Annotated in this window: 17 protein-coding genes; 4 read left to right on the top strand and 13 right to left on the bottom strand. The window is 52.7% G+C overall.

The features are described from left to right. Positions 1-9 precede the first annotated feature (9 nt). Together DNH61_RS12250 and DNH61_RS12245 are read right to left on the bottom strand one after the other, a co-directional pair. The gene (locus DNH61_RS12250) at positions 10-864 is read right to left on the bottom strand and encodes a hypothetical protein (protein WP_111146945.1); all 855 of its coding nucleotides are present in this window, start codon (positions 862-864) and stop codon (positions 10-12) included. Next, entirely contained in the window at positions 861-1523 is a 663-nt protein-coding gene (locus tag DNH61_RS12245; RefSeq protein WP_111146944.1) for a helix-turn-helix transcriptional regulator, read from the bottom strand. The genes DNH61_RS12250 and DNH61_RS12245 overlap by 4 nt, the downstream gene beginning before the upstream one ends. A 298-nt stretch (positions 1524-1821) precedes the next feature. On the opposite strand from DNH61_RS12245, the gene lexA reads away from it, so the two are divergent. From lexA to DNH61_RS12230, 3 genes are read left to right on the top strand one after another with little or no spacing between them, the layout of a single operon-like run. Next, positions 1822-2661: a transcriptional repressor LexA gene (gene lexA / locus DNH61_RS12240; RefSeq protein ID WP_111146943.1), complete on the top strand. Its 840-nt coding sequence runs from the start codon at positions 1822-1824 to the stop codon at positions 2659-2661. 58 nt (positions 2662-2719) lie between these two features. Continuing rightward, positions 2720-2920 carry a hypothetical protein gene (locus tag DNH61_RS12235; RefSeq protein WP_111146942.1) on the top strand — a complete coding sequence of 67 codons (201 nt, stop codon included), beginning with the start codon at positions 2720-2722 and terminating at the stop codon, positions 2918-2920. Then, entirely contained in the window at positions 2910-3140 is a 231-nt protein-coding gene (locus DNH61_RS12230; RefSeq protein WP_111146941.1) for a hypothetical protein, read from the top strand. The genes DNH61_RS12235 and DNH61_RS12230 overlap by 11 nt, the downstream gene beginning before the upstream one ends. Positions 3141-3201: 61 nt before the next feature. Here the strand turns inward: DNH61_RS12230 and DNH61_RS12225 are convergent, their stop codons facing one another. Next, complete coding sequence (locus DNH61_RS12225) at positions 3202-4125, bottom strand: glycosyltransferase family 2 protein (protein WP_181438683.1); 924 nt, start codon at positions 4123-4125, stop codon at positions 3202-3204. Between the two features lie 199 nt (positions 4126-4324). On the opposite strand from DNH61_RS12225, the gene DNH61_RS12220 reads away from it, so the two are divergent. After that, the gene (locus DNH61_RS12220) at positions 4325-4873 is read left to right on the top strand and encodes a hypothetical protein (protein ID WP_111146939.1); all 549 of its coding nucleotides are present in this window, start codon (positions 4325-4327) and stop codon (positions 4871-4873) included. A 20-nt stretch (positions 4874-4893) separates the two neighbouring features. Here DNH61_RS12220 and groL read toward each other — a convergent pair whose 3' ends face one another. The 10 genes from groL to DNH61_RS12170 all read right to left on the bottom strand — a co-directional run bounded on the left by groL (position 4894) and on the right by DNH61_RS12170 (position 13533). Beyond that, complete coding sequence (groL, locus tag DNH61_RS12215; RefSeq protein WP_111146938.1) at positions 4894-6543, bottom strand: chaperonin GroEL; 1650 nt, start codon at positions 6541-6543, stop codon at positions 4894-4896. A 38-nt stretch (positions 6544-6581) separates the two neighbouring features. Next, complete coding sequence (locus DNH61_RS12210) at positions 6582-6863, bottom strand: co-chaperone GroES (protein ID WP_111147347.1); 282 nt, start codon at positions 6861-6863, stop codon at positions 6582-6584. Between the two features lie 209 nt (positions 6864-7072). Continuing rightward, positions 7073-7450: a cupin domain-containing protein gene (locus DNH61_RS12205; protein WP_111146937.1), complete on the bottom strand. Its 378-nt coding sequence runs from the start codon at positions 7448-7450 to the stop codon at positions 7073-7075. Further along, positions 7434-8351, bottom strand: a complete 918-nt coding sequence (locus tag DNH61_RS12200) for a PDZ domain-containing protein (RefSeq protein WP_111146936.1) — start codon at positions 8349-8351, stop codon at positions 7434-7436. Before DNH61_RS12200 ends, DNH61_RS12205 begins: the two co-directional genes overlap by 17 nt. After that, entirely contained in the window at positions 8344-9522 is a 1179-nt protein-coding gene (locus DNH61_RS12195; protein WP_111146935.1) for an FAD-dependent oxidoreductase, read from the bottom strand. Before DNH61_RS12195 ends, DNH61_RS12200 begins: the two co-directional genes overlap by 8 nt. A gap of 98 nt (positions 9523-9620) precedes the next feature. Then, positions 9621-10142, bottom strand: a complete 522-nt coding sequence (locus DNH61_RS12190; protein ID WP_111146934.1) for a hypothetical protein — start codon at positions 10140-10142, stop codon at positions 9621-9623. 151 nt (positions 10143-10293) lie between these two features. Next, on the bottom strand, positions 10294-11499 hold the full coding sequence (locus DNH61_RS12185; RefSeq protein ID WP_245948154.1) for a glycosyltransferase: 1206 nt from the start codon (positions 11497-11499) through the stop codon (positions 10294-10296). Next, a complete protein-coding gene (locus DNH61_RS12180; protein ID WP_111146933.1) occupies positions 11496-12233 on the bottom strand; it encodes a sugar phosphate nucleotidyltransferase in 738 nt (245 codons plus the stop codon). Before DNH61_RS12180 ends, DNH61_RS12185 begins: the two co-directional genes overlap by 4 nt. Beyond that, entirely contained in the window at positions 12230-12589 is a 360-nt protein-coding gene (locus DNH61_RS12175) for an HAD hydrolase family protein (RefSeq protein ID WP_111146932.1), read from the bottom strand. Before DNH61_RS12175 ends, DNH61_RS12180 begins: the two co-directional genes overlap by 4 nt. A gap of 11 nt (positions 12590-12600) precedes the next feature. After that, positions 12601-13533 (bottom strand): hypothetical protein, encoded by a 933-nt coding sequence (locus DNH61_RS12170; RefSeq protein WP_146241003.1) that lies wholly within the window; start codon positions 13531-13533, stop codon positions 12601-12603. Between the last annotated feature and the right edge of the window lie 6 nt (positions 13534-13539).

The following is a 13539-nucleotide window of genomic DNA, read 5'->3' as shown; positions in this document are numbered from 1 at the left end:
GATTCTCTCCTAATGTGTGCTTGTCCAGACGATACTTAAATCCGATATGGCCGGGTCCGGACGGCGGAACTCATCAATACCTCTTACCGCCCTGACTTCCTCCAGCGCGCCCTGTTCATTCAACGCGGCACGCCGCTGCAGCTCCTTATCCTGCTTATACTTCGCCTCCCCGTCCTTCCAGACCAGAATACCCTCCTTCACCTGTCCGTCCTTGACGAGCGCATCTCCGTAAGCCGTATAGATGAGCGGCCATAACGGCAGATCCATTGTTCCCTCGAGCTGTTTGGCCACAGCCAGACAGTAGCCAAGATCCTGAATCGCTTTATCTGTCCGCTGGAGGCCAGATGGCCAGTACAGGTTGTTTAATCCCCTCGCATAATGGGTAAACATATCATACGGCCTGTCTTCAAGCAGGTTATTAAGCACGGAGATGGATTTTGTTGAGATTTGTCCAAGGGCGGCTGTGCCAAGGTCCGGGTTCTGAAGCAGGTCAACATACGCCAGTGCCTTCTGCAGTTTAAGCGCATCCGTAAGCGGCCCCAGGCCTTCAACATATTCCAGGAACTGCTCCGTCTCCCCCCGCTCCAGCATGAGGATCCGCAGTTTATTCGAATACGCCATCATACCAGGATCCTGCTTAATGTACTGCTTAAGCTGCTCCACCTCGTTCCCGGCTGGAAGCGCGTTAATGGATTGCTGAGCCTGCCGGTTGGCTGAGAGGTCCAGCCCGTACTGCTCAACTGTCAGGTTGCTGGATATTTCCGGCAGATCGTACGGAGCTGTCCACCATTGATACAGTGCCGCGGCGATACCGGCTGCAGCAACTGCAGCGGCTGCGCACAGGACTTTAGTTTTTCGTTTCATACCATCACTCCCTTGTCCATTTTTGGATATTCATGCTTCAACCGGAATGCCGACGGACTGCCGCCAAATGTTTTCTTAAATACCCTCCCAAAGTGTGTAATATCGTTGTACCCGACTGCGAAGCATACCTCCGTAACTTGATGTCCTCTCCTCAGCAGACTCATTGCTTTCTGCATCCTTTTATTGATGACGTACTCCTTGAACCCGCTCCCTATGTACCGCTGAAAAATACGGGAGTAATGATACTTGCTGACGTAGATCTGTGCAGCCACCATCTCAAGTGTGAGCTGATGATCGCACAAATGCTCCTCGATAAACGCAAGGGACTCCGAAAAGGCGTCATTCACCTCCGTTATCCGCAGGCTGTCCTTCAAGCTCTCAATCATCGCAATCAATGCCGGGAAGTTCGAGCTGCTCAGGCCGCTCATAAGGAAGAAGGGGCAGGGCAGCAAGGTTTCGACCTGCTTCCAATCTGACGGGAACGTGCTGTCCATCGTGATAACTGCCACCAGACGGTAAGGCTTTTGCCGGATCAGCCTAAGGAGGGTATCATAGTCTTCCGGATAGGCAATGTTAGAAAGCCGTGACAAGACATCCGATTGGTCGGCGGGCAAAGCCCTTTTCTGATCGTGAAAGATACAAATCAGGACGTCATCCATCGATGCACCACCAAACTGTTCTATTCGTTTCCACCTGTCGACTAACCACTCCCATAGTAACAAGTTCAGCAGCAAATAAATCTGCCAAAATTGTTCATCATTTTGTTTTTTTTGACCCTTGGTAGCAGGAAAGCAGGTAAGTTACGTTGATTATAATCGCATATGCGTTTATAATCAACCGCATATAAGGTTAAATTTCTTCTAAAAAGAGGGGAAAAATACTCTATGCAGCCGTTCAATAGTTTGTCATAATGGTAGAACATATGTTTGATTACAAGAACCTCCCGGAGGAACATTGATGCACAATATAAACCGTAAAATTCGAGAATTGCGGCTTAGTCATCAGTTGACAATGGCTCGAATGGCCGAGTTGATCGGCGTGTCGCCAGGCAATATCAGCGACTGGGAAAGCGACAAGAAGAAGTCAACACCAACAGCCAAAGCATTAATCGCCATCGCCAATCATTTTCAGGTATCACTTGACTGGCTTATGAATAACAGCGAGCCCCGTCATTCAGGCCCACCCGCCCTTAACCCCTACATTCAGCAAATTGAACAGCTTGCCCCACAGTTGACCGTTGAGGATCTCCGCCTACTCCAATCCTTAGCCGAACACCTGGCCAGCAAACAGAAGCAATCGGAGATGAAGCCAATTTATGCAGGTAACGGGCCCAGTAATGAAGGTCTGGTCCAGGAGAAATCTCTGGCTGCTGAGTACTTCACCAAGCTGCCGCTGGTCGGCAAGATTACGGCCGGTACGCCTATTCTGGCTATGGAGAATATAGAGGAGTACATCAGCGTGCCCAATCATCTGGTCGGGTCTGGGAACCATTTTGTGCTGCGCGTACAGGGGGATAGTATGATTGATAAGGGCATCTTGAGCGGGGACCTGGTTGTCGTCAGGCAGCAGCATACAGCCGACAATGGCGAGATTGTCGTTGCTCTGGTCGATAGCGAAGAGGCCACCCTGAAGACCTTCTATCTGGAGAAGGAGCATATCCGACTGCAGCCGGCCAATAACCGGTATTCTCCGATCTTCTCGCGCAAGGTCAATATACTGGGCAAGGTAACCGGCATTATGCGCTCGGCAGACAACGGAGCAATGAAACCAGACCACAGCGCAACGAAAGAGGAGTGAGCAGGCTGGGACATGACGTATGCTGAATTCAACACAAATGTTGAAGGAGGAATACTTGATGCCAGCCTTTGATCGGTTTGAATTTGGACTGCCTGACTCCCAGGCCTTGGAACCGCAGCCGCTCTGTGATTGTGCGTATGACCGCTGCCGAAACGCTATTTACCGCGGGGAACCCAACTGGAATTACTACGGGGAATGGCTGTGCAGCGCGCTCTGTCTGGCTAAACACGCCGGAGCTGAGAAACGGTATGCGGAATAACACGCTTACGTATAGCAGCAGGGAATACACCCTTCTCTATCAGCATGATGCAGGGTGCTTCTGTTGGACCAAAGCCTACCGGATGGATGAGAATCATCATATCCAGCTGCTCCAGCTAACGGAGAATCGCGAGGATGGACACGTGCATGCCGAGACGATTTATGTGCATCATACCGATATTAAGCGAATCATGCTTGATATCCTCACTGCCGAGACCTGAACATCAGACGTGAAGGCTTACCGGGGAAGGCGAAGCACCGCTTCGCCTTTTTTGTGTGTAATCACAGGCCGTTAGTTATTCTCACATACCCGTCATGCGCATGACCGGTCCGGGACCCGCCATTCGCGCGGTTCCCTCCTGCTATGGATTCATACTTTCGGAGGCTTATCCTGCCGAGCATGAAATCCAAATACCGGCTTACCGCTTCGTCGCCACGATGCTTGGCTGCAAACACGGCATGACTATTCGTTAGCAGTGACGCATAGGAATGCCCCGCGCGTGGATGGGCAATGTGAACGTTGACCGCTCGCGCCTCGTAGCGAAACGTTCCGTACAGCCGATGCAGTCGGTATCCGAGCTCCATATGCTCAAATCCCCATTCCTTGAAGTCTTCGTCGAATCCTCCGGCCTCAAGGACCCAACTGAGCGGCACAGAAAGGTTCCCGCTCAAGGTTGCAATCCAGGCAATAGGGGAGTTGGTGCTTCCATCCCCGCCGAACAGCCCATACACGAGACTGCAGTACTGGGGCGTCCTCAGCATTCTGTCATCCTCGTAACGCTTCAATATAAGGCCCCGGTTGGCTTCAGGATTTGACACATACATTTCCCGGACATGCCCCACCGTCACACTCCCGCCTGCCTGCTGCTGGGCATGTGCATGCGCACGCAGGAATCCCGGCTGCGGTATCCGGTCTGCATCGCAGAAGACGACCGCGTCGGCATTCGAAGCCTGTACACCGGCATTGCGTGCCGCTGCCCTCCCGGACCTCGGAAGACGGATGCAGTGAATATTGAGTTCATTGGAATAAGCCTCCACAATGGCATCTACCGGTTCATCTGACCCGTCATCCACCACGGTAATCCGGCACTCGTTATAAGGCTTGGTCTGTCTGGTAAACCCGTACAGCGTCTGCGCGAGCGCAAACGATTGGTTGTATACCGGAATAATGACGTGTAGGCGCGCTGCCTCCATCTCCTGTACCATAACACTCATCCCCCCGCTGTCTTCTTTCCGCTTCATGTTACCACTGGGGGAGGTCCATTTACTCGGCTCAGATTGAAGGTTTTGCATATCTGCCGGCACTATTTTCTAGAAATGCACAATAGTTCTTCCCATTTATACCAATGTCCCTTACTATTGCTGTATGCGGTGGTACATAAATTAAAGTAATGGAGTCGTAATCATGAAAAAAATAATAGTTATTGTTTGCCTTCTTCTGTTCATGACTGCCTGCTCAAAACTCGTTGATGTTTCAGTGGATCTCGGAAAACAAGCGCTAAAAAATGGAGACCAGGCAGTCAAACAGTTCGATCCCTCAATCATAGAACAACCGGCTAATGAAGACTCAGCTGCACAACCGCAGGAGTATCGCCACACTGAAAGCTTTGTAATAAAGGCAAATGAAATCTATGCGAGCATGGAGGGCCTAAGGGCTTCCATCGGGGAGGAAGCAGAGTTTCTAACAGTTCAAGATGCGACCGAAAAGCTTCCGGAGGTTAAAATAATTGTCATAGATGCCTTTAAGCTAAGAAGCGAATATGCACCGAGCCAGTTCAAGGATGCCGCATACAGTTTGTACCAGGCATCTGCACAACTGTCAGCTCTATATAAAGCCGTATCGGAAGACGTTACCTTTCCGGGTATCAAAGCCTATGACTCCCATATCGCGGATTTCAAAGCAGAGTTAGAGTCTTGGACTAACCATGACCCTGATGCAACGAAAACCCCCTAGCCTAGGGGGTTCGCTTTTTATTACATCATGCCGCCCATGCCGCCCATGCCGCCCATGCCGGCACTCATGCCAGGGGCCTGTGTCGCTTCCTTCTCGGGCTTGTCCGCTACAAGCGATTCCGTCGTGAGTATCATGGCAGCGACTGAGGCTGCGTGCTGGAGGGCGGAACGGGTAACCTTCGCCGGATCGACAATACCCGCTTCCAGCATATCTACCCATTCGTCAGCAGCGGCGTTATAGCCCATCCCGGCCGCTTCCCCCTTCAACCGTTCCGCAATGACCGAGCCTTCCTTCCCTGCATTGGACGCGATAATACGAACCGGTTCTTCAAGAGCCCGCAGAACGATGTTTACGCCTGTTCGCTCATCGCCTGGCACCTCAAGAGCCGCTGCGGCTGCTACGGCACCGGACACATTAACCAGAGCCGTCCCTCCTCCTGCCACGATGCCTTCCTCAACAGCCGCCCGGGTCGAGTGGAGAGCATCCTCGATACGCATTTTACGCTCCTTCATCTCCGTCTCGGTTGCAGCGCCCACCTTGATGACAGCTACACCTCCCGACAGCTTCGCTACACGCTCCAACAGCTTCTCCTTGTCAAAATCCGAGGCTGCCTCTGCAGCCTGCGTTCGGATCTGCTGTGCTCTCTCAGCAATATCTCCCCGGCTCCCGCCGCCGTCCACAATGACTGTATTCTCCTTCGTGACCCGTACCGAACGGGCGCGGCCAAGCTGGTCAAGACGGACCGACTTCAGTTCAAGACCGATCTCTTCACTGATCAGCTGGCCGCCTGTCAGAACAGCAATGTCCTGCAGGATGTCCTTGCGCCGGTCGCCGAAGCCTGGCGCTTTTACCGCCACACAATTGAAGGTACCCCGCAGCTTATTGATGACAAGCGCCGCCAAGGCCTCCCCCTCAACATCCTCAGCAATGACCAGCAGCGGCTTGCCATGCTGCATGACCTGCTCCAATACCGGTATTAAATCCTGAATTGCGCTGATTTTCTTATCCGTAATCAAGATGAAGGGATCATCCAGCAGCGCCTCCATCTTCTCCTGATCGGTTACCAGATACGGGGAGCTGTATCCGCGGTCGAACTGCATTCCCTCCGTGAGCTCCATCTCGGTAAGAAATCCCTTGGACTCCTCTACCGTGATAACCCCGTCCTTCCCTACCTTCTCCATCGCTTCTGCAATCAGCTCGCCTACACTTTCATCCGCAGCAGAGATAGCTGCCACCTGAGCAATGGACTGCTTGCCCTCTATCGGCTTCGAAATCCGTACCAGCTCATGAACCGCTGCCTTGACTGCCTTCTCCATCCCCCTGCGGATAACCATGGGATTGGCGCCAGCAGCGACGTTCTTCAAACCTTCGCGGACCATAGCCTGTGCCAGTACAGTTGCTGTGGTCGTTCCGTCGCCCGCAATATCATTGGTCTTGGTCGCAACCTCCTTCAGGAGCTGGGCGCCCATATTTTCATTCGGATCCTCCAGCTCAATCTCCTTGGCGATCGTCACACCATCGTTGGTAATAAGCGGACCCCCAAACTTCTTCTCCAGTACCACATTCCTACCCTTGGGACCAAGGGTAACCTTTACCGTATTAGCCAAAGCATCTACACCGCTCAGCAGAGCTCTCCGCGCTTCTTCCCCAAACACCAATGTCTTTGCCATTATATTTCCTCCCCCATGATTAAGAAATCACTATGCACTTAAGAAATGACAGCCAGAACATCGCTCTCCTGCAGCACAAGCAGTGCTCTGCCCTCATGTTTAATCTCTGTGCCCGCGTGCCCGCTGAACAAGATGATGTCGCCCGCCTTCACTTCCGGTTCCATTCGCTGGCCATCTCTGAACAGGCCGGGGCCTGCAGCAATAACCTTCCCTTCCTGCGGCTTCTCCTTGGCCGTTCCCGGGAGCACAATCCCTCCGGGTGTTTGCTCCTCCTGCTCAATCGGTTCGATGATGACCCGGTCTCCTACTGGTCTTATCATGCTTGTTCCTGCCTCCCATACTGTTGTCATTCATATTTTATTGCTCCTGGACACTTCTTATTTTGCTTGAACCTGTCGTTTATTTCTCTGCTTAACTTTCATGAATTCGGCTAAAACAGCCGGACTGCATGCAGAACAGCCAAAAAACAAAGACAAGCAGGTATTATCCCGCTTGCCCTTATCCAGTCTTGGTTCATTACAGGTTTCCGTTAAGCCGGCTCCGCCGGATTGCCAGCTGCAATGGGTACCAATTGGTGCTTATTCAGGTTGTAGTCAATGAAGATAAAGAAGGTGCAGCCCGTCTCCGTATAGACATCATGCGCCTCGTCAGCCACCGCAGTCAGGAAATCACCTGCTCTCATGACATCATCATTCAGCCTGCACTCCCCTTCCACCAGGAAAGCCACCTCACGGCGGGGATGGTTGTGGAAAGGAATGGAGCAGCCCGGCGCCACCTTAACCAGGAAGACGACTCGGCCCGTTCCCTCCTCCTCCCACAAGTAAGTCATCTCGGTATCGGGGTACATACCGTATTCCCACTTCATATCTTCTTGGCGTACGATCAAGTGCTTACCTGTCTCTGTCATAGGTGGTTGCCCCCTCCTTATTCGTGCTCCAGATCAAGCCAGAGGCCGACCTTTCGTTAGCAATCTGCTGCCTTCTGGCCTTCTCAAGCTCCTGCATATCTGCACCGCCCTCAATCAGCCCGGTGAACTGGTCCTCAATGGACGCATTCACATGCGCGCGGCACTCCTTGCCGGCCCGTATATACGTGATTTCAATCAGCTTGTTCAGTCCATAATAACGTGAAATTGTCTTAACGTAGGTGCGGTAATCAGGCACCTGTACGCCATCTATAGCCACAATGACATCCCCCGCTTGCAAGCCCGCCTCTTGGGCCGGCCCCCCCGGGAAGACATCAAGCAGATAATTGCCCTGTCCTTCCCTAACACCTGTACGGATGCCCTGTTCGGCATTAACCGTGCAGTTGGTTATGCCCAGACGAGGATAGCTGAACAGCTCCGTACGAAGGTCCATCCCGAGTTCCAGCACACTCTTCAAGTTGGCCAGCGACCTGCGCCAGCCCATCTCCAGGCATTCTCTGAACCATTGGCCATGCGTATTGTCAGCGAATCCCATCACCTCAAGAACCAGCTTCGTGAAAGACCCTTCGGCTTCAAAGGTATACGTCGTCCGCACACGGAATGGATCCACTGTTCCGTCCGGAGCCATTGATTCGTAGGCATCTGCCAGCACAAATCGCTTAAGCGGTTCAACTTCCATGACATAAGCTCTGTTCGTTATATCCCCGTAGTACAAGGTCAGCCGGTCGCCTGCTTTCGCGTGGTCTGCGTCTCCTGTCGTTTCCACACGATTGGTTAAGTAACAGTCACTCCCGTGGGGAGTTGCAACTGCCTGCCATACCATTTCAAGCGGGGCTTCAATATATGTCATATTCACTGAGCGGTCTTTGGGACATTCAATCATCTTGCTCGGCCACTCCTTCCATTAAAGCTGAATAGATTTGTTGAGCATAGGCTCCAAGTCCATGGACAAGGCTCGGAAATGTGCAGATCGTCTTCAAATAATGCTCGTCCTCGGCAGGGACAGGTACGAATGCCCGGGCGAGTGTCTTCCATGCCGCTTCATATTGAGGAAGCACTCTCTCTCTCACTTGAGCGGCATACCCTTGCATAGCATCCTCCCAGGAGGCGCTGCCAGTTAAATACCGGTTCAGCGATTCAGCCAGATATTCCGCACCGCACACCGCATTATCAATTCCCACACCTGCTACCGGGTGCAGGTTGGCACAGGCATCGCCGACCAGGGCCCAGCCTGGGCCAAAACACTCTCTTAGGTAGCCTTGGATATGAGGCGTTCCCCTAACGGGGCCAACAACCCGTATATGTGAAAGGCGTGGGGCCAGCATACGAATCTGCATCAGCCACCCCATCAGATTCGGCAGCAGCTTGGAGCCCCACGCCTGAATCTTCGCTTTTGGCAGCATGGCTGCAATACAATGGCGGGAGCTGTCAATCGGATTAACAAGAACTACCGAACCGTCATGCCAGTACCACTCCAGCGCCGGTACTGCCTGCGGGTCAATGTTCTCAGCATAGACATACAGCACGCCGTGCGAGTAATCTCCACTCATCTCAACACCGGCATTAACCAGGCCTGCAATGGTCGATTCCCGGCCGTCCGCCCCAACAACTACCCTGGCCTTAACCGTCTCCTCTCGGCCCCTGCGGTCACTGATCACAAGGCCTGCGGCCCGTCCATTCTCGTATATCACCCGGCGGGCAGTTCTCTCTAACTGGACGGTTACCTGGGGACCGGCAGCCGCTTGAAGGAGCATTGGATCGAGCAGCTCCCTTCTTAGGCCGATAACCCTGGAAGTCACTGTCAAGTCCGACTCAAATACAGTACCGTTAAGGTCAACCCGCATACGTGTGATAGCTGGCGCACCCGCACTCTCCATCTTATCCCTGATCCCGAGCCGTTCGTAAACATCTGTCTCCCCAATGATATGGGTAGATAGAGTTGCTCCAGGACGAGTAAAGCGGTCAATTAGCAGCACTCGGTGGTTCAGCCTGCCCAGGAAGGCAGCCAAAGCCGCACCTCCGCAGCGCGCGCCCACAATTGCTACATCATACATGCTCACACCTCAGATTGGCTGGGAATAAACCAAAGAGACCAGGGGATGGTCTCTTTGGATCTTGCGGGGTTACTTAAAGCGGGGATGGCAAGTAGGGATTAGTTGGACTGCAGGCAGCCGTACAGCGTGCCAACCTGGTCTTCCTTCTCGTCATAGATGGCAATTGTACCTTCGGAGTGGAAAGTGGCATTGCGTGGAGGAAGTCCAGTAATCCGGCCCTTCATGTGGATCGGCTGGTTATTGTGGAAGGTGCCCTCAGGCGTCTCGATAACCCAGTAGAGGAAGGACTCTGCTTGAACGCCATCCGCCATTTTCTTGCCAACCGGTACAGCAGCAGACGCTTTAATAGGCTGGCCTTGACCGTTTACACCGCCGCGAACACGGACTTGCTGTCCTGGCCACAGCACTTCTGACGTGGCAACAAGCTCTACGTTCTCGATTTCGAGGTCAACGGTTACACCCGACTTCAAGCTGAATTCCGAATCGTTAACGGTAAACTTCGTCGGATTTACCTGTGTGAATTGCAGTTCCTCAGAACGGCCATCCATCAGTTCCAGATACGTCTTGCTGTTCGAGCTTGGCAGCGTCATTTGTACTTGCTTAGCGGACAATAATTTCATGTTATGCCTCCTGATTAGTGGATTGTCTCCCGGGGACATCTTTATTATCTCACCATGCAATTTATGGCGCCCTGCGTTTCCTTCTGCGTTATTCGTCTTTTATTACCTTGTGCCCCGCATAGCTAGTAAGGGTAATGCCAACTGTCACGATTCAACGTGTCCCCCCTGCTTCCAGCCTTATCAGGGACCTTCCCAGCCGGTAAGCATGCTTCGCTCCGCCGTAAGGGCGCCTCATAATGGTGTCACGCAGCAATTCCAGTTTACGTTTATATTCATCTTCCATGACGTACCGTGCCAGCTCGTAAAAATGCCCCGACGTGCAGGTATCCGGCAGCACATACTCGCATCCGCCCTGCTTCCATAGATTACGCGCATTATATTCCCGCTCAGAATGGGTAGGAATGATTAGTGAGGGCACAGCATGCAGGATGGAGGACAGACAACTGCCATGGCCGCCGTGGTGAATATACAGCTTGGCTCTGGAGAGCCAGTCGGAACGAAAACGCTCAACCCGGATAACCGATGCAGGCATAGCCCGGGCCTCCCGCAGCGGCAGCTTGCCTGAATACACGATGGCAACACGCTCCTGTCTGTCCCGGAATGCCTCCTGTACCATCCTGACCAGCCGCAGTCCGGAATCACCAGCCGTATCGGATACCCTTCCTGCATAAACCACTACATCCGGAGAGAGGTCAGCAAACTCACGGGCAGCAGGGTTATCCTTCAGCTCTTCCCCAATAGGCCCCACGTAATGGACAGCTTCGCTCCTGATGGGATCAAGCTCCGGTATACTGGGAACAACCGTGATATCGCCGGCGGTGAGCTCCTCCATGCGGCTGACAGGACTTAGTCCAAGCTCCTGAAGCACCCGGTTGACCACGGGGGTTACTCTAGATACGTTGCGCGGAGGCTTACTCCAGTAATGAAGGGGCAGTCCGGCAGGATGAAAGCAGGCCTGTGTAAGACTAACAACAGGAATGCCAAGATAACGCGCGGCTATAATCGTATGAGGACTTAAATCGGCATAAACCAGATGAGGGTCCAATGATTTCAGCATAGCAATACGGCTGGTAATCCAGGAACGGACGAACGCATAGTCAGCAAGCCCAAGACTGGCATAATAGTGATCCAGATGATAGAAGGTGCATCCTGCAGGGACAAGCAGGCCCGGACTCGGTACAGTGGGGTCCTGATCCTCCACATGCCGGTAACCGATGCTCTCCAGATACTGAGCCGCCTGCTGGTCATAAATACTGAATGATACGGTATCACCGGCCTGACGATGCTGTTCCGCAATTGGAAGAGTCCGGAGAACCGGCCCCATTCCTCCACTCAGTCCAAAGAAAATACGCCTCAAGGCATTCCCCCCTGACTCCTCTGAATGTTAATAAAAGCATCCATCTGTGACGGTGTGCCAAGCGGGTGGCAGAATAAAGCCCTGTCTATACCAACCCGTCCCCCAGCCCGAATCATGAGGTTGTAAATCTCAGAAACATACCACTCCCCTTCCCCTGCCGGAACATCCTCTTCTACTGCTTGTGATACAAGCCGGAGGTATTCAGCAGCTGTTCGGAAATAATAAAGTCCGGACGTTGCCCAAGGGGAAATAACCCGCTTCTCCCTGACCGACCGGACCAATTCATTACCATGAAGCTCTACATAACTGAAAGAAGGATCTGACGATTGAAACACATTAATCAGACCATCGAGACTGCCTGCATCCTCCGACAGGGCCCTGCCGATATCCGTTCCCACATAGGTATCGCCATTAAAGATAAGCAGCGGGTCTGATTGGCACATAACCGAGCGTGCTTCCCACACACTCTCCGCTTGTCCCCGGGTTTTACGATCGAGCGCAACTACTGCTGCCTCAGGGCACCTGCGGTAAATCACTTGTTCCAGATCAGTACTGTTAAGATGCGCCTGCTGTACGACAAAAATGAAATGATGGTTCTGAAAAAAAGGAAGCAGGCTGTCGAGTGCCCAGTACAGCATAGGGCGGCCCGCAACATCAATCAGCATCTTGGGAACATGAAATCCTGCTTCTTGGAACCGTCTGCCCTCACCGGCCAAGGGGATCACGATATTCATCTCTCATCGCCCTTCCGTTTGACCGCCGTTAATGCATGCTCCCAACCTTGGAATTGGTGGGCCAGATCGTCAATGTACAGGTGACCATATGGCTTACCGAATACCAGCTCGTCATAAGGAACCTCGAAGCGTTCCAGCCACCGCTGTGTAGTAAGGCCTATATTGGCAATAGCCCCGCCTACATTGCCTCCGGTTGTCTTCATATTACGTGCTGTATGGATAATAATCGTATGCCCTTCCGCTTTCAGCTGCTTAACCGCTTCAACGGCACCCTCAAGCGGCAGCACGTCAGCGTATGTCTGCCCCTCCTGCCTTAACCCGCACAGTGTTCCATCCAGATCGATTACAATCCGCAATAATCTCCCCCCTATCCCTCCAGTATATCTTCCAAGAGTTTGGTTCCGAGCGCGAACAGAGCAAGCTGCCGTGCGTGGTCCTCCTTATGGAGGGGCAGCATGGATAAGAACAGCAACGCCTCAATGACACGAACAGACCGCAGACGATCCTGCTGCATCCAGCTGTCCAGCAGATTACGCATCCATACCAGATCCAGATTCTGCTTGATCTCCAGTTCAATGGAACCCGGAAGAATGACTGCCTGATACTGGCCCCTGACAATATGCTCATACCCTGTTAGGCTGTGGCGCAGCTTAGCCCAATCGTAACGATGGTCACCGTAGATCGTCTGAATACCAAACCGGCCCCTCGGATCAATTGCCTTAACACTGTCCCCTTCAGCTGAATAAAAGAGATTGGACAGACAGAAATCACCATGCATAACTGCAATTTCGGGATTGTCCAGCAGCTTAATCAGCTCCTTCATCCCTTTTTGCAGAATGGCAGTCGGGCTCATCACTGGCCTGCCATTCAAGTAATAGTAGCCCTGCTTATGCACTTCTCTGGCCCATTCACTCTGAAGAAGGAAGGTATTCAGCCGCTGATGCGTCTTGCCTATGTACATCGTATAAAGATGCAGCCGTGACAGACTGCCGGTATGCGCTGCAAAACTGCCCAGCACAAGACGCAAGCTCCCAAGTATACGGCTCCATTCCTGCCGGCTTCGGCTGCCTTCTACTAACGAATCCCCCAGTGTACCGCCCGGCACATAATCCAGTGTCAAATAGGCACGCGGCTTCCCCAGGGAGAAGGATTGAACGTGAGGCGTGTACTGTTTAAGCTCCTCCGGCAAATCCAAGTACCAGACGATTTCATCGATCAGCTTGCTTGGAAGATCACTTGTCTTGGTAACAGAGATGCCGTCATTAGAGAACTCTACGTGGTTAAAATATCTTGTCTTCACAATCAT

Source organism: Paenibacillus sambharensis, from assembly GCF_003233845.1.
In the GTDB taxonomy this organism is placed as follows: domain Bacteria; phylum Bacillota; class Bacilli; order Paenibacillales; family Paenibacillaceae; genus Paenibacillus_I; species Paenibacillus_I sambharensis.
The sequence above is the reverse complement of the archived record's forward strand: the minus strand, read 5'-3'. Positions and strand labels throughout refer to the sequence as shown.

Coding starts and splice junctions, on each gene's coding strand:
- DNH61_RS12250 (WP_111146945.1), bottom strand. CDS start 864: ATGAAACGAAAAACTAAAGTCCTGTGCGCAGCCGCTGCAGTTGCTGCA.
- DNH61_RS12245 (WP_111146944.1), bottom strand. CDS start 1,523: ATGGATGACGTCCTGATTTGTATCTTTCACGATCAGAAAAGGGCTTTG.
- lexA (WP_111146943.1), top strand. CDS start 1,822: ATGCACAATATAAACCGTAAAATTCGAGAATTGCGGCTTAGTCATCAG.
- DNH61_RS12235 (WP_111146942.1), top strand. CDS start 2,720: ATGCCAGCCTTTGATCGGTTTGAATTTGGACTGCCTGACTCCCAGGCC.
- DNH61_RS12230 (WP_111146941.1), top strand. CDS start 2,910: ATGCGGAATAACACGCTTACGTATAGCAGCAGGGAATACACCCTTCTC.
- DNH61_RS12225 (WP_181438683.1), bottom strand. CDS start 4,125: ATGGTACAGGAGATGGAGGCAGCGCGCCTACACGTCATTATTCCGGTA.
- DNH61_RS12220 (WP_111146939.1), top strand. CDS start 4,325: ATGAAAAAAATAATAGTTATTGTTTGCCTTCTTCTGTTCATGACTGCC.
- groL (WP_111146938.1), bottom strand. CDS start 6,543: ATGGCAAAGACATTGGTGTTTGGGGAAGAAGCGCGGAGAGCTCTGCTG.
- DNH61_RS12210 (WP_111147347.1), bottom strand. CDS start 6,863: ATGATAAGACCAGTAGGAGACCGGGTCATCATCGAACCGATTGAGCAG.
- DNH61_RS12205 (WP_111146937.1), bottom strand. CDS start 7,450: ATGACAGAGACAGGTAAGCACTTGATCGTACGCCAAGAAGATATGAAG.
- DNH61_RS12200 (WP_111146936.1), bottom strand. CDS start 8,351: ATGATTGAATGTCCCAAAGACCGCTCAGTGAATATGACATATATTGAA.
- DNH61_RS12195 (WP_111146935.1), bottom strand. CDS start 9,522: ATGTATGATGTAGCAATTGTGGGCGCGCGCTGCGGAGGTGCGGCTTTG.
- DNH61_RS12190 (WP_111146934.1), bottom strand. CDS start 10,142: ATGAAATTATTGTCCGCTAAGCAAGTACAAATGACGCTGCCAAGCTCG.
- DNH61_RS12180 (WP_111146933.1), bottom strand. CDS start 12,233: ATGAATATCGTGATCCCCTTGGCCGGTGAGGGCAGACGGTTCCAAGAA.